17 protein-coding genes and 1 pseudogene are annotated in these 20,587 nt (G+C 47.1%); 14 read left to right on the top strand and 4 right to left on the bottom strand.

Annotated features, from left to right (window positions below; all coding sequences use genetic code 11):
- Window positions 1-5: 5 nt before the first annotated feature.
- From AB4111_RS18710 to AB4111_RS18680, 7 genes are all read left to right on the top strand, one after another.
- Complete coding sequence (locus tag AB4111_RS18710; protein ID WP_017686820.1) at window positions 6-305, top strand: DUF1292 domain-containing protein; 300 nt, start codon at window positions 6-8, stop codon at window positions 303-305.
- Window positions 306-620 (top strand): DUF1292 domain-containing protein, encoded by a 315-nt coding sequence (locus AB4111_RS18705; protein ID WP_253440164.1) that lies wholly within the window; start codon window positions 306-308, stop codon window positions 618-620.
- 75 nt (window positions 621-695) lie between these two features.
- The gene (mltG, locus tag AB4111_RS18700; protein WP_442032726.1) at window positions 696-1,736 is read left to right on the top strand and encodes an endolytic transglycosylase MltG; all 1,041 of its coding nucleotides are present in this window, start codon (window positions 696-698) and stop codon (window positions 1,734-1,736) included.
- Between the two features lie 14 nt (window positions 1,737-1,750).
- Window positions 1,751-2,680: a peptidase U32 family protein gene (locus AB4111_RS18695; RefSeq protein WP_442032725.1), complete on the top strand. Its 930-nt coding sequence runs from the start codon at window positions 1,751-1,753 to the stop codon at window positions 2,678-2,680.
- Between the two features lie 17 nt (window positions 2,681-2,697).
- Window positions 2,698-4,026 (top strand): peptidase U32 family protein, encoded by a 1,329-nt coding sequence (locus AB4111_RS18690; protein ID WP_442032724.1) that lies wholly within the window; start codon window positions 2,698-2,700, stop codon window positions 4,024-4,026.
- Window positions 4,027-4,261: 235 nt separating this feature from the next.
- Complete coding sequence (locus tag AB4111_RS18685) at window positions 4,262-6,550, top strand: methyl-accepting chemotaxis protein (protein ID WP_442032723.1); 2,289 nt, start codon at window positions 4,262-4,264, stop codon at window positions 6,548-6,550.
- Window positions 6,551-6,744: 194 nt separating this feature from the next.
- Window positions 6,745-8,484, top strand: a complete 1,740-nt coding sequence (locus AB4111_RS18680; RefSeq protein WP_442032722.1) for a peptidoglycan D,D-transpeptidase FtsI family protein — start codon at window positions 6,745-6,747, stop codon at window positions 8,482-8,484.
- On the opposite strand, the gene AB4111_RS18675 is transcribed toward AB4111_RS18680, so the two are convergent.
- Window positions 8,463-9,659, bottom strand: a complete 1,197-nt coding sequence (locus AB4111_RS18675) for an AI-2E family transporter (protein ID WP_442032721.1) — start codon at window positions 9,657-9,659, stop codon at window positions 8,463-8,465. The two genes, AB4111_RS18680 and AB4111_RS18675, sit on opposite strands and share 22 nt — an antisense overlap.
- 175 nt (window positions 9,660-9,834) lie before the next feature.
- Here AB4111_RS18675 and AB4111_RS18670 point away from each other — a divergent pair, with 175 nt between their 5' ends.
- Entirely contained in the window at window positions 9,835-11,238 is a 1,404-nt protein-coding gene (locus AB4111_RS18670) for a polysaccharide deacetylase family protein (protein WP_442032720.1), read from the top strand.
- 117 nt (window positions 11,239-11,355) lie between these two features.
- Here the strand turns inward: AB4111_RS18670 and ilvD are convergent, their stop codons facing one another.
- From ilvD to AB4111_RS18655, 3 genes and pseudogenes are all read right to left on the bottom strand, one after another.
- The gene (gene ilvD / locus AB4111_RS18665) at window positions 11,356-13,041 is read right to left on the bottom strand and encodes a dihydroxy-acid dehydratase (protein WP_074096200.1); all 1,686 of its coding nucleotides are present in this window, start codon (window positions 13,039-13,041) and stop codon (window positions 11,356-11,358) included.
- A 317-nt stretch (window positions 13,042-13,358) separates the two neighbouring features.
- Window positions 13,359-13,601: pseudogene (locus tag AB4111_RS18660) on the bottom strand (KGG domain-containing protein); the annotation flags it as partial.
- A gap of 123 nt (window positions 13,602-13,724) precedes the next feature.
- A complete protein-coding gene (locus tag AB4111_RS18655) occupies window positions 13,725-14,765 on the bottom strand; it encodes an acyltransferase family protein (protein WP_442032719.1) in 1,041 nt (346 codons plus the stop codon).
- Between the two features lie 222 nt (window positions 14,766-14,987).
- On the opposite strand from AB4111_RS18655, the gene AB4111_RS18650 reads away from it, so the two are divergent.
- From AB4111_RS18650 to mgrA, 6 genes are all read left to right on the top strand, one after another.
- Window positions 14,988-15,953, top strand: a complete 966-nt coding sequence (locus AB4111_RS18650) for a sugar kinase (RefSeq protein ID WP_442032718.1) — start codon at window positions 14,988-14,990, stop codon at window positions 15,951-15,953.
- A gap of 89 nt (window positions 15,954-16,042) precedes the next feature.
- Window positions 16,043-16,708: a bifunctional 2-keto-4-hydroxyglutarate aldolase/2-keto-3-deoxy-6-phosphogluconate aldolase gene (locus AB4111_RS18645; RefSeq protein WP_017686833.1), complete on the top strand. Its 666-nt coding sequence runs from the start codon at window positions 16,043-16,045 to the stop codon at window positions 16,706-16,708.
- 94 nt (window positions 16,709-16,802) lie between these two features.
- Window positions 16,803-17,567 (top strand): alpha/beta fold hydrolase, encoded by a 765-nt coding sequence (locus tag AB4111_RS18640; RefSeq protein WP_442032717.1) that lies wholly within the window; start codon window positions 16,803-16,805, stop codon window positions 17,565-17,567.
- 64 nt (window positions 17,568-17,631) lie between these two features.
- Window positions 17,632-18,399, top strand: a complete 768-nt coding sequence (locus AB4111_RS18635; protein WP_442032716.1) for an HAD family hydrolase — start codon at window positions 17,632-17,634, stop codon at window positions 18,397-18,399.
- A 272-nt stretch (window positions 18,400-18,671) separates the two neighbouring features.
- On the top strand, window positions 18,672-19,412 hold the full coding sequence (locus AB4111_RS18630) for an NAD-dependent protein deacylase (RefSeq protein ID WP_442032715.1): 741 nt from the start codon (window positions 18,672-18,674) through the stop codon (window positions 19,410-19,412).
- 77 nt (window positions 19,413-19,489) lie between these two features.
- Window positions 19,490-20,497, top strand: coding sequence for an L-glyceraldehyde 3-phosphate reductase (mgrA, locus tag AB4111_RS18625; RefSeq protein ID WP_339243184.1), 1,008 nt, complete (start codon window positions 19,490-19,492; stop codon window positions 20,495-20,497).
- Window positions 20,498-20,587 lie beyond the last annotated feature (90 nt).

The following is a 20,587-nucleotide window of genomic DNA, read 5'->3' as shown; positions in this document are numbered from 1 at the left end:
CAACAATGGCTGAAGATCAACTGGGTATGGAAGAAGAAGCGGAAATTATTTACATTGCGGATGACGAGGGTAATGAAGAGGAATTCGAAGTCATCATGAAGTTTGAAGTAGACGGTTCGGAGGCCAAGTACATGATGGTTGCTCCGGTTGAACCTGAAGATGGCGAAACGGATGTATATGCATTCCGTTATGAAGAAGAGGGCGACGATATCAAACTTTTCGTTATCCAAGATGATGCCGAGTGGGATATCGTCGAGGAGACGTTTAATACATTTCTTGCTGAAGATGAAGAGGAAGCGAACTAAATGACGGAATATAGCCGCAAAGACCTGAAATGGACAGATTCACTGCGTCTGGCATTCGGTGCTCATGTTGAGCTCGAGGAAGAGAACGGTAAATCACAACCGTATGACTTGTTGGCTGAGTTCGAAGTGAACGGTCAACAGTACGCGGTGCTCCGCAGTTCGTTGCGACCTTATGACGAGGTTGAACTTCTGCGGGTATCACCTGGAAGTGAAGGCCAGATCATGCCAGAGTTAGTTACGATCGACGATGATGATGAGTGGGAGAACATCTCTGAACTGTATGATGAATGTACACTCCCCATTGACGAAGATTAATCAGCTTCAAATTGAAGAAACCGGGAGGGCGGAGAAGTCCGCTCTTTTTGGTTGTGTAAAGGAGTTGTTTCTTTTTTGAAAGGGAAAGCAATAGTAGTCATACTGCTTATCATTGTAGTTCTTGCCGGAGGCGCAGGCGGTTACGTATGGAGTATGATGCGTCCTGTGGAAGCTTCTACAGAACCGGTCGTATTCGAGATTAAGAGCGGATCGGGAACTTCAAAAATCGCGGATCAGCTTCAAGAAGAAGGCCTCATTCGAAGTGGGTTAACCTTCAAAGGGTATTTAAAGTGGAAAAAACTAGGGTCTAATTTCATGGCGGGTACATATTCTATGAATCCTGGCGTGACATATGATGAGATTGTTAGCAAGCTGAGTAGTGGTGAAGTAGTACCGGAGGAAATGGTGAAATTTACGATTCCGGAGGGTTATACTGTTCTGCAAATGGCGGGTAAGCTTTCTTATGAGCATGTTGTCGATCGGGATGAATTCATCAAGCTGGCCAATGATCCTTCGGCCTTCGATGTAGATATCCTCAAAGATATTCCAGTGGATGAAGAACTTCGCTACGTATTGGAAGGGTACCTGTTCCCGGAGACCTACGAGCTGAAAAAGGGAAGTTCCGCGCATGATGTGATGCAACGGATGCTGGAAGAATTCCAGACCAAGATCAATTCTATCCCGGATTTGGAAGCCAAGCTCCAAGAGAAGAATCTTTCACTGCACGAGCTGCTGACCATTGCTTCACTGGTGGAGAAAGAAGTTGTAGTGGACGAGGAACGTGCTCTGGTTGCAGGTGTAATCTACAATCGGATCAATCAGGATATGAAGCTGGAGATCGATGCTACCGTGCAATATCTGCTCGACAGGCCAAAGGAGCGATTGTTCTACAAGGATCTGAAGGTGAAAAGTCCTTATAATACGTATCTGAATAAAGGCTTGCCACCTGGTCCAATTGCCAGTCCAAGTCTTCCGTCCATTGAAGCAGCGCTAAATCCGGAAGCTTCGGAGTATCTGTTCTATGTGACGAAAAAGGACGGCTCGTCTGGACATCTATTTGCCAAAACGTATAAGGAACACCAGCAAAATATAGCCAAAAGTAAGGCTGCGCAATAAGCGGAGGGGATTATATGAGTAAGAAACATGAACTGCTCGTTACAGCAGCGAATGTGAAAGAGGCAGAAGTGCTGCTCCAGGCTGGAGCAGATGCTCTGGTCATTGGAGATGATCGATTCGGCATGCGTCTTCCAGGTAGCTTCAGCGTGGAGGAGACAGCAGAGGTGGTTGCCATTGCAGCCAAACATCAGGCGCGTGTATATGTATCCATGACTAATCTGATGTCCAACGAGCTGTTGAAAGAATTGCCTGAGTATGTTCAAGCACTTGGCAGAATCGGTATTGATGGTGTGGAATTTAATGATCCATCCGTATTGGCTGCGATTAAGGAGTACGCTCCACACGTGAAGCTGCACTGGAATGCGGAGATGACTTCAACGAATTATGCAACGGCCAACTATTGGGGAACCAAGGGAGCGAGTCGCGTTGTGCTTGCCCGTGAGTTGAATATGGACGAGTTGACGGAAATGGTTCCTTTTCTGAAGGTGGAAGCGCAGGTTCAGGTGCATGGCATGACGAATATATATCATTCCAAGCGCAGTCTGGTGCAAAGTTATATGGCTCATCAAGGACGGCCAGTCGAGGGACATCTAGGGAAAGAACGTGGATTGTTCCTGATCGAGGCTGAACGCCGGGATGAGAAATTCCCGATCTATGAGGACATGAATGGCACGCACATTATGAGTTCGGAGGATATATGTATCCTCGAGGATCTTCATCTGTTGATGGAGGCGGGTGTGCACAGTTTCAAAATTGAAGGTATCTTAAAATCACTAGCCTACAATGAAGCTGTTGTACGTGCATATCGGACAGCGATTGACAGTTATGTTGCCGATGCTGATGCATATGCGTTCTCTGAAGAGTGGCTCAATGAGGTGCGGGAGTTACAGGACCCAGAACGTGAAATGTCATTTGGATTTTTCTATAAAGAACAAGTGTATTAATAGACGAGGTGAACAGAATGGAAACAGTGGCGGTACAGCGGAAGTTCTCGGGTAAACGTAACCGTCTGGACAAACCGGAGCTGTTAGCTCCGGCGGGTAATCTGGAAAAACTGAAATTTGCGATCCATTACGGTGCAGATGCCGTATATATCGGTGGGCAGGCCTATGGACTGCGTTCCAACGCGGATAACTTCAGCTTTGAAGAGATGCGTGAAGGTGTAGAGTTTGCCAAGAAGTATGGAGCCAAAGTGTTCGTAGCGACGAACATCTATGCACATAATGAGGATATTGAGGGTATCGAAACATACCTGCAAAACCTCTATAATGCGGGAATCTCTGCGATCATCGTAGCTGATCCAGCTATTATTGAAGTAGCCCTACGTGCTGTGCCAGGTCTTGAGGTACATCTGAGTACGCAACAATCCACACTCAACTGGCAAGCTGTGAAGTTCTGGAAAGATGAAGGACTTCCACGGGTTGTTCTTGGACGTGAGACCAGCTTCGAAGAGATTGAAGAGATCAAGGCAAATGTGGACATTGAAATTGAAGCCTTTATTCACGGGGCGATGTGTTCCTCGTATTCCGGACGTTGCGTGCTCTCCAACCATTTTACGGATCGGGACTCCAACCGGGGCGGCTGTTGCCAGTCTTGCCGCTGGAAGTATGATTTGTTTGAAGATGTGAGAGAAGATACGGTGTGGGTTAGCGAAGAGGACTTGCAGATGAAGGCACCTGCGCCATTCAAACTGGGTGAGAACCAGCTTCCCCTGTTCCAGGAACAGGATAATTCATTCTCCATGGGATCAAAGGATCTGTGCATGATTGGCCATATTCCCGAGTTGATTGATGTGGGTGTGGACAGTTTCAAGATCGAGGGACGTATGAAATCGATTCACTACGTGGCAACCGTGGTTAACGTATACCGTCAAGCCATCGATGCCTATATGGCAGATCCGGAGAATTATGTTCTGAAACCTGAATGGGTTGAAGAAATGAACAAAGCGGCGAATCGCCCGCTGAATACCGGATTTTTCTATGATACACCAGACCATGAAGATCATATCTATGAACCGGAAGAAAAGGCTGTGCCTTTTGACTTCGCTGGATTGGTCATGGGGTATGATGCTGAAACAGGCATGGCAACCATTCAACAGCGCAATCACTTCAAACCAGGACAGGAAATCGAATTTTTTGGTCCGGGTGGTCACTTTTTCAAACAGGTGGTCGGCGAAATACAGGATGAAGAAGGCAATGTTCTAGATGCTGCTCGTCACCCTTTGCAACTGGTTAAAATGAAAGTGGATCAGCCGGTTTCGTATTTTGATATGATGAGAAAAAAGAAGTAGGCTCAAATACCTACAATGTGCCAATATTGTATTATGATTTAACAAAATAGTGTTATGAAATCAACATGTAGGGCCTCCGTTTATCGGCATATGGGGGTCTTTTTTTTATAGAAAAATAGGAATAAAGTTGTAAAATATTTCTGGGATATGAAAGGGGAACGAAGAAAGCTGTCGAATACTACATATTTATAGGGGAGAGAAAGAAAAATCCAACAAGTAAATAACTGGCAGGTGAATGGGAATGGTTCAAAAGAAGCAGAAAGACAGTGGGGAGCAAGTGACAAAATCCGATCAGGTTAACCCTGAGCAGGTTCAGAAAGTAAAGAAAGAAAAAGTAGGTAAAAGTAAAATTACAGGGAATGGGAAAAAATTACTTAAGTTTGACCGTAGTAAATTAAAGCTGGGCTGGATCAAGACCGATTGGGTAAAAAAACAATTCAAAAACCGGGATTGGAAAAACCTTGGAGGGTCTTCTTTCAAACAAATTAGGAAGGCAAATCCGGTTAAATCCGTAGGGGTTAAACTGTTCTTGATCTTTTTTGCGGGGATCATGATTTTTGTAGTGAGTTTAGGTCTATTATCCTATTCAAAAGCCAAGGGTACGATAGAGAAAAATGCTTCGCGTGCCAATCAGGAGACCATTGATCAGACCAAACAAAAAATGGACATCATTTTGGAGAGATTTGTGGATACATCCACACAGATTTTCTTTGATCCAGAGATGCAGTCCTTGCTACAAAAAATGTCAGATAAGAATCTGACTGCGTATGATACATTCGTAAATTCAAGTTCGATCAACAAACAATTGTCCAATATTGCATTTACGAATAAATCCATGGAAGCGATTTATTTGGTACCTACGGACGATACGAAGTCCATTATGGGTACCGGTAGCAACAGTTCATCCATGGGCAGCATTCGCCAGGAAGCATGGTACAGTGAGTTGATTGAGGCGGGCGGTTATCGCTGGCTTCCAACAGAGATTAAGGAAGATGGCTCAACGCCAACATTCAAAATTGCACGTTCCATGAAAAACCTGCAAGGTACTACTCAGTCGTATGTTCTGGTTATTGAACTGAAACTGGAAGTTTTGGAGGAACAATTGAAATCGCTTGATCTGGGTCCGGGAGCTGTTCTTCAACTGATCGCTCCGGATAATAAAGTGGTGGCATCCTCCATCTCGGATGGTACGGGACAAGATACAGAGCTTGCATTTGTCAAAGAGTTGACCGAACCAGCAGGTAGTACGAATACGGAGTATATGGTAGATGGCAAATCTACGGAAATGCTGGCTGTATATAGCACGATGGATACATCCAATTGGAAACTAGTTGGTATGATACCTACCTCTGTTTTGGTTCAGGATGCAAAAGGCATTCTGACTCTGACCCTGTGGATGGCGCTGATTGATGCGGGGATTGCAGTATTGATCGGGGTTTGGATGGTGCGTATGATCGCTCGTCCACTCGGCAAATTGAAAGACCTGATGCAGGAAGGTTCTAAAGGTAATCTTAAAGTTCGTACACCATACAGCTCCCAAGATGAAATCGGTCAGCTCTCAACCGCCTTCAATCTGATGATGGAGCAGATCACGAAGCTGGTTGAACAAACGAATCGTTCTGCGCAGGAAGTATTGGATACGGCCTCTGAGCTGAGCAGTGCATCCAAGAAAACGGCTGTATCTGCCTCGGAGATCGCCGTAGCTACAGAAGAGATCGCAGGCGGTGCAGGCAGTTTGGCGACCGAAGCGGAACGTGGTAATGAATTAACTGACAATATCTCTCGTCAGATGCAGAGTGTAATTGCTGCTAATGAACAGATGGGTGATTCTGCTCGTCATGTAGAGAAGTCCAGTCAGACAGGAACACAACATCTGAACCAGTTGATGACCAAAACCCAGAAGACAGAAGAAATGATTGGTGCACTGGTGAATAAAGTTGATTCGCTGAAAGAGAGTACGTCTTCTGTTCTGAAAGTGCTTGAAGTGCTGCAAAACATAACGAAACAGACGAATATCCTTTCCCTGAATGCGACCATTGAAGCAGCACGTGCCGGTGCAGCCGGACGCGGATTCATGGTGGTGGCTGATGAGGTTCGTCAGCTTGCGGCTCAATCCAGACAATCCATTGAGATGGTTGGAGAGATCACTGACAAAATCATGACCGAAATGAATGAGACCGTGGATGCTTTGTCTGCAGCCTATCCGTTATTCAAGGAACAGATGGATGCGGTTAAAGATACCAACGTCATCTTCGCTTCCGTACAGGAACAGATGGGGGCATTTGTGGAACGTTTGGGCATGGTGACAGGTTCTATTGGAGATTTGAACAAATCTCAAGGTACGTTGTCTGAAGCCATGAGCAATGTCAGCGCTGTAGCTGAAGAATCTTCTGCAACGTCCCAAGAAGTAGCTTCCTTGAGCAGTGAACAGCAAAATATCAGTAACCAGCTGGTAAATCTGTCTGGCAAACTGGAGAATGTGTCCACTGAACTGAAAGAAACCTTGTCACGCTTTACGGTGTAACAAGCCAACATTGAAATGAGGAGAACCTGTCCCGTACATGGGACAGGTTTTCTTTTGGTTTACCGGATAATTCCAAGCCTTATCAGCAATAATATGTCAAAACGACAAAAGGTGAGATTTGGATGCATCTCCTTGCGAAACGGCGAATCTATATAACTTGTATTCTTCTAACTCTTGTCTTTGGATTGCTTATATTGCGATTGGGATGGGTCCAGATCGTTCAGGTGAATCAGACCATGCCTGGATTTCACCGAACGGTACGTGAAATGTCCGTATTGCAGCGTGAACGCGGGGTGATGCTTGATACGGGCCGGGGGCAATTTACAGATTACAAGGGTGAGGCGTTGACCGGTAAGCTGCAATGGGGCTTAGTTCTTTTTCCACAGGCAGTGCCATTAGAGAAACTACGCAAGCAAGGAGCATTAGAAGGCTCAGAGATGACACAGTTGGCAGCTATATTACATACCGATCTGAATCAATTGAAGAAGGAATGGAATCAGGAAAGTGTACCTCATTTCTGGACAGCAGGTGCAACTCAGCCTGTTCATTTGACCCCTGCTCAGGTGGAGCGCCTACGTAGTTTGCACCTGCAAGGAGCTGGCATCTATCCAATGATGACACGGTATCTTCAGGGGCAGACGGGAATGCAGTGGATGGGATATCTGGCTGAACAGCCTGAGTTCTCCAAAGTTCTAACTGGGCATCGAGATGAAGTGAAACAGCCATTTGCCATGAAATCAGGGGCAGCTGGACTGGAGAGGACACTCGAACCCCTGTTGAGGGGAATTGGTCCTACGCTTGTATCACGTATGGTCTCGGGTGGTGGGGAGATTATCCCTGATCTTCAGCCGCACGTCATTGCACCGGCTAATAGCCATTATCCTTTACGTGTAGAAACCACTGTGGATGCCGGGTTGCAGCGTGGGTTGGAGCAGTTGACAGAAGAATCTGGATTACAAGAAGGGGCCGTTGTTGTGTTAGATGCGGCTAACGCAGATGTTCGCGCCATGATCTCCCGCCCTTTCTATCAGCCACAACATGTGGACCCCAAGCAATCGGCCTGGGGAAATCGTGCAGTACAGGGAGCCGTCCCGGGTTCCATTTTCAAAATTGTCACTGCGGTTGCTGCGTTGGAATACCATGCGGTTTCTCATGAAGAAGAATTTCATTGTGGTGGTGAGTATGGAAAGTATGGTTTGTCCTGCTGGAAAGAGCATGGGCATGGAAACCTGAGTCTGGAACAGGGCTTCGCGGAGTCTTGCAACATCGTATTCGCGGAAACGGCGCGCAGGCTTAGTATGGAGCAACTGGAGAACACGGCAGATCGTCTGGGACTGGCACGTCCTGTTGGTTGGGAGGGGAAACAGATGGCCGGGATGCCCGTGTTACGACATTTTGATCATGAAGATTACGGACGTGTGCGAACAGAGGCTGTTTCTTCTGGTGATGAAGGTGCGAAAATACAGACAGCCATCGGTCAGCGAGACGTCTTGGTCACACCGCTGCAAGCCGCCAATCTGATCGTGACACTGTTACATGATGGAAAGGTTAGTGCCCCACGCCTCGTTGAACGGATCCGATATGCGGATGGTGGCATCATGTTGGAGATGCCCTTGCATGATTCACCTTCAGCCGCAGGACAGATTGCTCCCGCAACTGCGCATAAACTGTTATCCTGGATGAATAAGGTAGTCCGTGAGGGAACAGGAAAATCCCTGCAGCGTGCTCGGTGGCATGTTGCAGGGAAATCAGGTACAGCTCAGGTACAGAAACATGGGGAGAAGCGTAATCATCAATGGTTCATCGGTTATGGACCGATAGAAGAACCCAAGTACGCCGTAGCTGTTCTTGTTCAGAATGTCTCTCCAGACAGCCATCATCAGGCGACAGCTCTCTTCAAGAAGGTCATGGACTATTTGGCTGGGTCCTCGTGATCCTTCACAGGAACAGGCGTATGCATCGCGGACTCGGCAGAACTCGCTGAGGCCGTGCTAACGGGTGGGTCCATAACCAATGGAGAAGATTCAAATTCATCTTTTGGCAGGTGAATCCACTTTTGCAGGTACCCTTGTTGTAACAGTTCTTTCAGAAGGATCAGAAGCACTGGAGATAACACTACACCAGCCAGGCCGAAGATCGAAAGGGAGATCAGCATAAACGAAAGCATTAAGTACGCCGAAGATACGCCAATCGAGTTACCCGATATTTTTGGTTCCAGCAATTGTCGTGTCAGCATCGTCACTGCAAGAATCACAATCAGACCGATGGCCAGGCTACTATTGCCTATAATGAACAGGTAGACGATCCATGGAATGAATACAACAGGAACGCCAAGCAATGGTACCAGATCAAAAACCGCACAGACCGCTGCAATGGTAAAGGCGTTAGAGGTTCCCAAAATCAACAAACCTGCATAGATCAATACGAACGTAATGAGCATCATGATCATCTGCGCCTTCAGATACGAACGGATCGTCTTGAACACGTGATTACGCATGAATTCAATAGCTAACTTCAAGGTTTTGGGTGTCTTCGCACGGGCGAACTTGCGCCAGGATTCAATCTCGATACTGAGAAAGAAGGCCAGAATAATCGCAATTCCGAAGTTCGTAATAAACGAAGAGAATGAACTGAGGAAACCTACAATGAATTGCGCTCCGCTCGTTACCCATTTGGATAGGAAGCCGGTCAGTGTTGCAAAATACTCATTCGCTTTATCCATAATCCCATCAGGGAGAGCATCTGACTTGTCCTGAATGAATAACACCAGATTGGTAAATTCACGCTGTATCATTTCAATGTATACAGGAAAATTATCTTGAAGATTGGATATCTGTGAGATAATAATCAAGCCCACACCAAAAAAGGCCGCGATAATTATCGCGAGAAATAACAGGACGGATATGGCAGCTCCAAGCGTCTTGGGCAGCCCTTTGCGATGTAGAAATTTGGCTAATGGCTCAATCATCCAGTACACAATAAATGAGAGAAAAACCGGTGCAGCGATTTGATATAATTGGCTAAAACTGTACATGATTACGTACACGGTTAATACGAGCAAAGCGATATCAAAGACAGTTCGCCCGTATTTTTTGTAAAGCGGTAGCATGGACATGGCTCCTTTGCAGGCAGATCATTATAATGTATATATTGTACACGATAGCTATCTTTTTGGGAAAACAGGATTCAAGAAAAGTCTAAACTATGATAAAATTAAAGGCGGTTTATTTTGGATAGTGACATAGCGCACCGTAATTCAGCAGGAGAAGTGGGGAGCTTGCAACATGACAACGATACTTCAGAGTATTTTACTGTGGTTATTGTATCTTTCATCTTTTTACGCCTTTATTCCAAGTTTGATCAGCAGGCTTTTCGGTTTTCGTGTATTCCGACGGGGGAGAAGTGATACACAATTTGCATTAACGTTTGACGATGGGCCAGATCCACACTATACGCCGAGATTGCTCGATCTGCTTCGTCAGCATCAAGCAAAAGCAACATTTTTTGTCGTTGGAGAACATGCCGCGAGTCATCCTGAACTCATTCAGCGCATACATGACGAAGGCCATCTTATTGGCATTCATAATTATATTCACAAAACGAACTGGCTCATGCGGCCGCGTACGGTTCGTGACCAGATTCAGCGTACAGGTCAGATTATCCATGAAGTAACCGGCGTGAAGACTTGTTATTATCGTCCACCATGGGGGATTATGAATCTGTTTGATTTTTTCAGCAAGAAAGAACGAAAGATTGTACTGTGGTCTTCCATGTTTGAAGACTGGAGAAGCCGAGTAGGTGCCGAGAGATTGACCGAACGGATGCTGAAAGAGCTAAGAGGCGGAGAGGTTATGCTGCTGCATGATCGAGGAACAACCCTTGGTGCTGATGCACACGCGCCGGAGCAGATGCTTCAGGCGCTGGAAGTCGTATTGGAGGAAGCGGAAAGGCTAGGTCTGCATAGCGTACGTGTCGATACGTTGATGGGAGGTGTTACAGTGAGCGAATCTCAGAACAAGAATCAACGACAGACAACGTTGAAGTTATGGAAGCGAATCGTTGTTGCCTTATGGCTGGGCTGGGAGAAGTTGTTCCACTGGGTATATCATCTGCGGACGGCTTCGCCAGAAAATCCAATGTTACACTTTCGATCTCGTGTATATCACGGAGCACGAATGGAGATGAGTGATGGCCATGTCATTCAAAACGGAGATCCGGTCATTGAACTGCATTTTGACAATCAGAAGCTGTTCGAACTTGGGGTGACTTCGCGTTCCAGTATGCATCTGGCTATTCGCATGATTCGGACGATGGAACAGCAATTGCCGGATTTGGCACGCATGGTAGCACTCGAACCTGAGTTACGCTCTGCCAAAGCCATATACGGTGTGAGTATGATTAACAGAGGCCCGGAAAAATTCGGATTTACCATACAAGAATTGCCCCCTGGACCGTTCAGCGCTGCATCCAAAGTATACCTGAAACTGCTCTTAAGTGTGATCCATCCGGCAGGAACCAAACGTCTGAAACAGCGTACAGAACAATTGGTACCCAAGATGATTGCCATGCCGCTGGATATATTGTTGGAGCGTTACGGTCAACATACGACGAAGGTGGCAGCAACGATGGAAGAATCCAGAGATGAATCGTTGTTAATTGACCAAGAGATATTGCCAGAGCGAAACTAAACGGACTAATTATACCAACTAGCAAAAGAAAAGGGTTGCCCTTCGCCAGATTTGGCAGAAGAGCAACCCTTTATTTATTAGATTGTTTCTAATAGCTCCAGTAAGGGATAACGTAAATTAGATACTCAGTACGCCACCGTTGCTTGCATTGGTAACCAGTTTGGAATAACGAGCCAGGTAACCGGTTTTTACTTTCGGTTCAAAGCCTTTCCAACCTGCGCGACGACGTTCAAACTCTTCGTCACTGATGTGCAATTCGATGATACGGTTGTTCAGATCCAGCTCGATGATATCTCCTTCTTCAACAAAGGCGATTGGACCACCTTCAGCTGCTTCTGGTGAGATATGTCCGATACTGATTCCGCGGGATGCGCCAGAGAAGCGTCCATCGGTGATCAGACCAACTTTGGCACCCAACCCCATACCTACGATCTGGGATGTAGGAGCTAACATCTCAGGCATACCTGGTCCGCCTTTCGGTCCTTCATAACGGATAACAACAACATGTCCTTCTTTTACTTTGCCGTTAGCAATGCCTTCGAGCGCTTGCTCTTGGGAGTCAAAGCAGATGGCAGGACCTTTGTGGTATCCGCCAACTGATGCATCAACCGCACCAACTTTGATGATAGCTCCTTGTGGTGCAAGGTTACCAAACAATACAGCCAGGCCGCCTTTTTCGGAATGCGGGTTATCCAGATGGTGAATGACATTTGTATCCTGGATTTCTTTTCCTTCAACGTTCTCACGGATTGTTTTACCAGTAACCGTAATACAGTCTCCATGAATCGCGCCTGGTTTCTTGAGCAATTCGTTAAGCACTGCGCTTACGCCGCCTGCATTGTGTACGTCTTCGATGTGAAGATCGGAAGCAGGTGCAAGTTTAGCAAGATGCGGAACACGGTTAGCTACTTCATTGATGCGTTCGATTGGATACTCAATGCCCGCTTCATGAGCCAGTGCCAGCGTATGCAGTACTGTATTTGTAGAGCCGCCCATCGCCATATCGAGTGCAAACGCATTATCGATCGCTTCTACAGTAACGATATCACGCGGTTTCAGATCCATTTTGATAAGTTCCATCAGTTGTTTAGCAGATTGTTTAACAAACTCACGACGCTCAGGAGCAACAGCCAGGATGGTTCCGTTGCCTGGCATAGCCAGTCCCATCGCTTCAGCCAGACAGTTCATGGAGTTTGCTGTGAACATACCGGAGCATGATCCACAAGTTGGACAACCGAACTGTTCAAGTTCAAGCAAGCTCTTATCATCGATTTTACCTGCTTGGTAAGCACCCACGCCTTCAAATACGGAAGTCAGGGAAAGAGCTTTACCATTGCTGTCACGACCGGCTTTCATTGGTCCACCGCTGACAAACACGGTAGGGATATTACAGCGGAGTGCACCCATCATCATGCCGGGTGTAATTTTATCGCAGTTCGGGATACATACCATGCCGTCGAACCAGTGAGCAGATACAACGGTTTCCACGGAATCCGCAATAATGTCACGACTTGGCAGCGAGTAACGCATACCAATGTGTCCCATGGCAATTCCGTCATCTACACCGATGGTGTTGAACTCGAATGGGACGCCACCGGCTTCACGAATAGCATCCTTTACAATTTTACCGAATTCCTGCAGGTGAACGTGGCCGGGTACGATATCAATGTAAGAGTTACATACGGCAATAAATGGCTTGCCGAAATCCTCTTCTTTAACGCCCGCTGCGCGGAGCAAACTCCGGTGCGGTGCACGGTCAAAACCTTTTTTGATCATATCGGAACGCATCTTCTTGGCTGACATGGTGTGTTTCCCCCCAAATATATAATATTGAGCAACATGAATGGAAAAGTAAATGGCAGTGCATCTGTCGTTTAATTTCATCCGTACTCTAAAAAAAAGATCGGTTTGCCGGTGTCGAGCTCCCCGTAGTTTGTGAAATTCTTTGCTGCTTTAAACCCGTGAACACCCGGTTTTTCTATTGAGTCTATCACAACCATCGTCATATTTCTACAATCAATAGAAAGAAGCCTCAAACCATTTTCATGGAATCAGACTTCTTGATTTGCGGGAAAACTATGATCATGTTTCGATGTGGTGAGCGGAAATCATTAGTTGCTTCCGCCTTTGCGTCCAATCTCACGATAGAATTCCTTATTATGGGTTTCGGAGGTTGCTTCGCCGCCCTTGCGTCCAATCTGCTTGTAAAAGTCAGTGTCATGGGCATCTGAAGTCGCTTCTCCACCTTTTTTTCCAATCATCTGATAGAAGCTTCGATCATGGTTCTTGGAAGTGGCTCTACCACCTAATCTACCGGCTTCCTCACGGCTCATCTTGCGTTCTGACGTCGGTTGACGTGCCATTACAAATCACTCCTTACAACAATAAGTTGTTTTTTGTAGCGCGTATCCCTAAATTACCACATCATTTCCAGCCTGAAACAACAAACCAGGATAGAATCGATGATAAAGAGATCCGTCAGAGTGTTAGGCCGACCGTTTAAACACCTCATGCCGATTGAAAGAAAAGCGGGATATATCCGGTTCAATCAAGGGTTTGAACGTGTGACGTACAGCCGGCAGGGCCAGTGTGACTGCGAAGAGTACGGCGATGACAAGTATGATTGGAATATACGCCGAGCTTCCCATATAACTGTAGACCCCAGACCAGATCGCGAGACGAACGAGAAAACCATGCAGCAGGAATACATAGAGTGTGCGTCGTCCAAGGTCCGTTAGTCTGGAAGTCAAGGATGGTACCCAGGCCAGGAATAGTGCTGCCGATGTGATTTCCAGCAAGTAGATGCCAAGTCGGAAGAAGCCTGCATACCATTCGTGGTGGCCCAATTCGGCGTATGTCATGCTGCCGAGTAACCATCCTGATGTAATATTCAAACCGCCATACCCAATCCACACCAGCAGTGCAGCGGAGAGGATTGCTGCGGTTCTTCGCCCCCAACCGGATAATAAACGAGAACGGATGGATGCCCCATAGTCATAACCGATGACAAAGAACGGCAGGAACACAAACGTACGGCTGAAGCTGAGCCAGAATCCGTCTATGGGCAAATACCCGGCAATTACACCGAGCGCAATCGATCCAATCAGCCGATATATCGGTTTCCATGAAATCGTGAGACGAAGCAACAGTCGCCAACAGAAATGACTCGCGAGAAACCATAATAGCAAGTAAGGTGCAAAGAAGGATAGCCGCATATGGGGTGTGTGGAACACAGTAAAGTCCATTAATGCGTATAAGGACTGAAATAGCACATATTGCAAGGCAATCTGCTTCAGGACGTTTCGCCCCGAGGCCCCTTGAAGTGAGTGTGTCGCAAAATACCCGGTCACCCATACAAAGAGTGGCATGTGAAACGTATATATCCACAAGAACAGAGCTTCTGCTCCTGCAAAGCGTGTAATGAGTGGTTCCAGTGCATTACCGGCAAGGACACAGACGATAAGCATAAAGCGGAGATTGTAAAAGAAAGATTCCTGATCATCCCGGATCAGTGTCTGATTTTTCATGGTGTAGCCCCCTTATAGACCCTAGCTGCAAGGTCATTTGCATCTGTAATAAGGGTAATACGGATGTACATTATCTATTGTGATTTAATTCACATTAGTAAGCGTTATCTTTTCTCAAAGCTGTGACAACAAAATGAACGCTCCGGGATTGACAACGGTTGCATAGAGGATGACAATAGTAACAGAAGATGAGGAAATGTAACGATAAGGAGGGAAGAAATCATGTCAACGAGTCCCAATCCAAGCCCGGAAATTATTACGTTTGGGGAGAGTATGGGTTTGCTGACTGCCAAAGATACAAGAGGGCTGGAATATGCAGCCACACTGGACAAGTCGTTTGGGGGTGCCGAGAGCAATCTGGCTATTGGGGTATCCCGGCTCGGGCATACCAGTGGCTGGTTTGGACGTTTGGGCAATGATCCGATCGGCAACATGATTCTGAAAGCCATTCGCGGTGAAGGCGTAGATGTATCACGGGCAAGGTTAAGTGATCACGAGCCCACTGGTTTGATGATTCGTGAGAACGCTTCCGGGAAAGCCTCGGTACATTATTATAGGAAGCTATCGGCAGCAAGTGCGATTACACCAGATGATCTGGATCCCGCATATATTGCCGGAGCTAAGATATTGCACGTTACAGGAATTACAGCCGCGATTAGTTCGTCTGGACTTGAAACGGTAGAAGCTGCCATACATATTGCCAAACAGGCAGGTGTGAAAGTAAGCTTTGATCCAAATCTGCGTCTCAAACTGTGGTCAGCGGATGAGGCTCGTCCGGTTTTACTGCGTCTGGCTGAACTGGCGGACTACTTTTTACCGGGTCTCGACGAGATGAAACTTCTATACAACGAAGAAAATGATCAAAAAGTACTTGAGCGTTTATCTTCCATGAATGCTGTGTGCATCGTGAAGGGTGGCCCTGATTTGACCTACGTATTGGCGAATGGTACCCTAACGGAAGTTCCGTACTTTAAGGCGGATCATGTTCTGGATACGGTAGGAGCAGGAGATGGATTCTGCGCGGGATTTTTATCGGGGTTGTTAAAAGGATACTCCCCGCAGGAAGCAACCCGTCTCGGCAATTTGACCGGTTCCATGGTTATACAGGCTGTTGGCGATTGGGAGGCGCTCCCGACGTGGGGGCAGGTCGAGGCCAAGCTGAACAACGTTGCCCATGTTGAGCGCTAGTCGCTGCTGAAATCATATATGGCTCATCTTCGTTCTTCAAATGTAAGGCTTGTATACACAACCACCACATTGACAAGGGAGAGAATGAAATGAAGAAGCTTCAGCTGTTGCAAAAGATTACGGACAATGGGGTTGTGGCAGTTCTGCGTGCAGATTCTGCGGATCAGGTCATTGCCATGGCCGAGCAAGCGATTGCGGGTGGTATTAAAGTTATCGAGATTACGATGACCGTACCCAGTGCACTCAAAGCCATTGAAAAATTAAGCCGTGTATACCATTGGAACACACAAGATCCAGAGAAATTCGCGATTATTGGTGCGGGAACGGTGCTAGAACCACAAACGGCAAGAGCGGCCATCATGTCGGGTGCCGAGTTTGTTGTCGGTCCTTCCCTGAATCCGGATACCGTTCAGATCTGCAACCTGTATCGAATTCCGATTCTGCCCGGTGTGATGACGATTGCTGATGTTCAACGCGCATTGGAACTTGGTGTGGACATCGTGAAGTTGTTCCCGGGTAATCTGTACGATCCTTCAATTATCAAAACAATGAAGGGTCCTATGCCGCAGGCGAATTTTATGCCAACTGGCGGAGTATCTTTATCTAATCTGGGGGATTGGATCAAGGGTGGAGCAGTGGCTGTAGGTATCGGCTCTGACTTGACATCGGAAGCTGTGAAGACGGGTGACCTGAGTCATGTCCGTCGCAAAGCGGAACAATATATGGATGCTTACCGTAAGGCCAAGGCTGAATAATATTTTTTCAATTCGGAGAAGGGGAGCCTGATTAACGAAGGCTCCCAATTCTGTGAGCCGCGGCACCTGCGGAAGTGGAGAAAGGTGATTAACGTTGAGAAATCGGTATAATACAGGGCGCAAGAAGAGGGGCATCGGGAAATTCCTGCTCGTACTTCTGGCGCTCATTGTCATTGGATGTGGATTTGTTGCGTGGAAATTATTCACACCCTACGGTCCACAGGAAACAGCTCAAACGGCCATGGAAACAGCCAACCAGGTGACGGTGAGCGAACAAGAGAACTGGATTGATTTTGTGCCAGAAAAACCGGTTGGCAAGAGTGTTCTTTTCTACCCTGGCGGACTGGTGAAACCGGAGAGTTATGCACCACTTGCCCATGAGCTGGCTGCTGCCGGTCATCACACGATTATTGCCAAGATGCCAGTTAATCTGGCAGTGCTCAAGCAAAACCTGGCAGATGAGATTCTGGCCGCATATCCAGATGAACAATTCGTCATGGGTGGACATTCTCTCGGTGGGTCCATGGCTGCACGTTATGCAGCATCGCATCCTGATGCACTAAAGGGCATCTTCTTCTTGGCATCATACCCGGATGAAAAAGGAAGCGTAAAGTCACTTGGAATACCTGCTTTATCTATTCTGGGTACCAAAGATGAGGTTGTGAATGCCACGAAGTATCAGAGTGGACGGATGTATCTTCCGGAAGACACGGTATATTACACCATTGAAGGTGGTAACCACGCCCAGTTTGGTGATTATGGTCATCAAAAAGGGGATGGCGAGCCGGAAGTGAGTGGAGAAGAACAACTGAATCAGACCGTCAAGACGGTTCTGGGTTGGTTAAGTACCATTAAGTAGAGTTTGATTATTCTGCATTAAGGGCTGTATGCATTTATAGCATAACTTGATGGAGGTGATGCGGATGACCATGCTTCAAGTGAATGGAGCGCAGATCCCATGTAAAGGTATCCTGTTGGATAAAGATGGAACACTGCTGGAATTCCTCCAGTTATGGGGGCCATGGGCAGAGACGTTACTGGATCAGTTACAATCACGTATGAATGAACTTGGTGCTTCATTTACGGTTGAACGGGAGCACGTTCTGGGCACCACCCATAATTCACAAGGTCATATTATTGGATATGATCCGCAAGGCCCGCTGGCCATTGCAACTGTGGATGAGTGCACGGGATTGCTTGCCGGGCAGCTATACGCAGCAGGCATGCCGTGGAATGAAGCGATCACAACGATACGCCAATTTTCAAGTGTAGCCATGCGAGAGGTACGAGAGCGCAAGTCGGCTGAACCAATGCCAGGATTGCTGGCTTTTTTGCAGAGTTGCCGGGCAGCGGACATACCTCTGGCGGTCGTCACTTCAGACAGTACAGCGGCAGCGGAAACACATCTGGATTGGATGGGGATCCGTTCCTTTTTTACATCCATCGTGGGCTGTGATCGGGTGACCCAGGGCAAACCGGATGGAGAAGCAGCACTCTTGGCTTGCCGTGAATTACATATCGATCCTGCGGTGGCCGTTGTAATTGGAGACAGTAATGGGGATATGCAGATGGGACGGCATGCTGAGGTATCCTATACGCTGGGTTACTGTCCGCAGTTAGATCAAGGATCGCACCTGGTTGATGCCCATACCATTATCCGTCATTATAATGAGCTAAGCGTTATTATATAAGTCACTCTGGCCAGATTGAACTATATAAATTGAACAACTAATCATTTACACAAAACGGAGAGGACAGAAAGAACCTGAAGAAGCGAAGCGTTCGCCTAAAAGCTTTCTAAAAGAAAGCTACATCGGAAGCATATGCTATCCGGATTTCCCCTTTATAAAAGGAATCAAAAAATCTGGGGATAACAGCGATCAGAAGGTTGTTCTGTCATCGGAGTGGCCAGTGTAAATATTCTTTAGTTCAATTTATATTGTATATAAAAGGAGGAGAGAGGATGAACGCAACAGAACAACTGGCTGCCTGGATTCAGGAAAGTTCCCGTATTGTTTTTTTCGGAGGGGCCGGGACTTCAACGGAAAGCGGGATTCCCGACTTCCGTTCGGCTGCGGGTCTGTATCAGACGGAGCAGCATTCGCCTTATCCACCGGAAGAGTTGTTAAGCCGGCATTTTTTTGATCAACATGCCGATATTTTTTATGATTTTTATCGAGGCAAAATGCTTCATCCAGATGCGGAACCGAATGGGTGTCATCGACTGTTAGCCCGTCTGGAGCAGGAGGGCAAACTTCAGGCAGTGATCACGCAAAATATCGACGGACTGCATCAGAAGGCAGGCAGCAGCACTGTCTTGGAGCTACATGGCTCAGTTCATCGTAATGCCTGCATGGATTGCAAGCAGTTTTATGCACTGAATGATATTATACAATCCCAAGATACCGTACCTCGCTGTACCGCATGCGGTGGTGTTATCAAGCCGGATGTGGTGCTATACGAGGAGGAGCTGGACCAGACGACATTGTATCGCTCCATTGATGCATTGTCTTCGGCAGACCTGTTACTCGTGGGCGGCACGTCACTGACGGTATATCCAGCAGCCCAGTTAATTACGTATTTTCAGGGAAAACATACCGTTCTGCTCAATGCTACACCGACCGCTTACGACAGCAGGGCGGATTTGCTGATTACAGAGCCGATTGGTGAGGTAATGAATCATGTGGACCAGCTTCTTGGTTAAACGTATGGACTGAATAACCGCATTCTCCGGTGTTGACCGGATCAGGAGGCGGAACCTGGGGAAAGAAGGGATTCATGATGGTCTACGTAGCAAGCGATACTCGCTATGAAACGATGAAATACAACCGCGTTGGACGTTCAGGTTTGAAACTGCCAGCGATTTCACTGGGGCTGTGGCATAATTTTGGTGGTATCAATAACGCTGAGAATGGCCGTAATATGATCACTCGATCATTTGATCTGGGTATTACCCATTTTGACCTTGCCAACAATTATGGCCCACCGGCAGGTTCGGCAGAGCAGTTGTTTGGACAGGTGCTTGCCCAGGATCTGAAACCTTATCGGGATGAACTTGTGATCTCCACCAAAGCGGGATATTATATGTGGCCCGGGCCGTATGGCGAGTGGGGCTCACGCAAAAATCTGGTATCCAGTCTGAATCAGAGCTTGAAGCGTATGGGCCTGGATTATGTGGATATCTTCTATTCCCACCGTTATGATCCCGAAACGCCTTTGGAAGAAACGATGATGGCACTGGATCATATTGTTCGCTCGGGTAAAGCCCTCTATGTAGGAATCTCCAACTATCCCGCAGACCAGACGAGAGAGGCCGCTGAGATTCTCAAAAGTTTGGGTACGCCGCTGTTGATCCATCAACCGAAATACTCGATGCTGGATCGCTGGATTGAAGATGGTTTGCAGGACGTGCTGGATGAGTATGGAACAGGCAGTATTGCTTTCTGTCCACTGGCACAAGGTGTACTCACGAACAAATACTTGAATGGTATCCCGGAAGACTCACGTGCCAAAGGACCGTCAGTATTTCTGAATGAGAGCAACATCTCTCCAGAGACGCTCCGCAAAGTGCGTGCGCTGAACCAGATTGCAGCAGCCCGTGGTCAGAGCTTGGCCCAATTTGCACTTTCATGGGTTCTGCGTAATGGCAGGGTAACATCTGCGCTGATTGGCGCGAGCCGACCTTCCCAGATTGAAGAGAATGTGGCTGCACTCAGCCAATTAGACTTCTCTACAGAGGAATTGGAACGGATTGAGTCCATTCTGTCTCCGAAGTCTGATGACAAATAAATAAAGTGTAAAAGGTGCATCTTAGCCATAATGGCGGAATGCACCTTTTTTGTCGTATGTGGTTCTTTGTCCGTTATGTTGATCACCACC

This window comes from Paenibacillus sp. 2KB_22 (genome assembly GCF_052115745.1).
Taxonomy (GTDB): Bacteria; Bacillota; Bacilli; order Paenibacillales; family Paenibacillaceae; genus Paenibacillus.
Note: the sequence above shows the minus strand (reverse complement) of the source record. Positions and strands in the feature narration are given on the sequence as shown.

What these genes read in the sequence shown, in the direction of transcription:
- AB4111_RS18710 (WP_017686820.1), top strand. Translation starts at nt 6, where the DNA reads ATGGCTGAAGATCAACTGGGTATGGAAGAAGAAGCGGAAATTATTTAC.
- AB4111_RS18705 (WP_253440164.1), top strand. Translation starts at nt 306, where the DNA reads ATGACGGAATATAGCCGCAAAGACCTGAAATGGACAGATTCACTGCGT.
- AB4111_RS18695 (WP_442032725.1), top strand. Translation starts at nt 1,751, where the DNA reads ATGAGTAAGAAACATGAACTGCTCGTTACAGCAGCGAATGTGAAAGAG.
- AB4111_RS18690 (WP_442032724.1), top strand. Translation starts at nt 2,698, where the DNA reads ATGGAAACAGTGGCGGTACAGCGGAAGTTCTCGGGTAAACGTAACCGT.
- AB4111_RS18685 (WP_442032723.1), top strand. Translation starts at nt 4,262, where the DNA reads ATGGGAATGGTTCAAAAGAAGCAGAAAGACAGTGGGGAGCAAGTGACA.
- AB4111_RS18675 (WP_442032721.1), bottom strand. Translation starts at nt 9,659, where the DNA reads ATGCTACCGCTTTACAAAAAATACGGGCGAACTGTCTTTGATATCGCT.
- AB4111_RS18670 (WP_442032720.1), top strand. Translation starts at nt 9,835, where the DNA reads ATGACAACGATACTTCAGAGTATTTTACTGTGGTTATTGTATCTTTCA.
- ilvD (WP_074096200.1), bottom strand. Translation starts at nt 13,041, where the DNA reads ATGTCAGCCAAGAAGATGCGTTCCGATATGATCAAAAAAGGTTTTGAC.
- AB4111_RS18655 (WP_442032719.1), bottom strand. Translation starts at nt 14,765, where the DNA reads ATGAAAAATCAGACACTGATCCGGGATGATCAGGAATCTTTCTTTTAC.
- AB4111_RS18650 (WP_442032718.1), top strand. Translation starts at nt 14,988, where the DNA reads ATGTCAACGAGTCCCAATCCAAGCCCGGAAATTATTACGTTTGGGGAG.
- AB4111_RS18645 (WP_017686833.1), top strand. Translation starts at nt 16,043, where the DNA reads ATGAAGAAGCTTCAGCTGTTGCAAAAGATTACGGACAATGGGGTTGTG.
- AB4111_RS18635 (WP_442032716.1), top strand. Translation starts at nt 17,632, where the DNA reads ATGACCATGCTTCAAGTGAATGGAGCGCAGATCCCATGTAAAGGTATC.
- AB4111_RS18630 (WP_442032715.1), top strand. Translation starts at nt 18,672, where the DNA reads ATGAACGCAACAGAACAACTGGCTGCCTGGATTCAGGAAAGTTCCCGT.
- mgrA (WP_339243184.1), top strand. Translation starts at nt 19,490, where the DNA reads ATGGTCTACGTAGCAAGCGATACTCGCTATGAAACGATGAAATACAAC.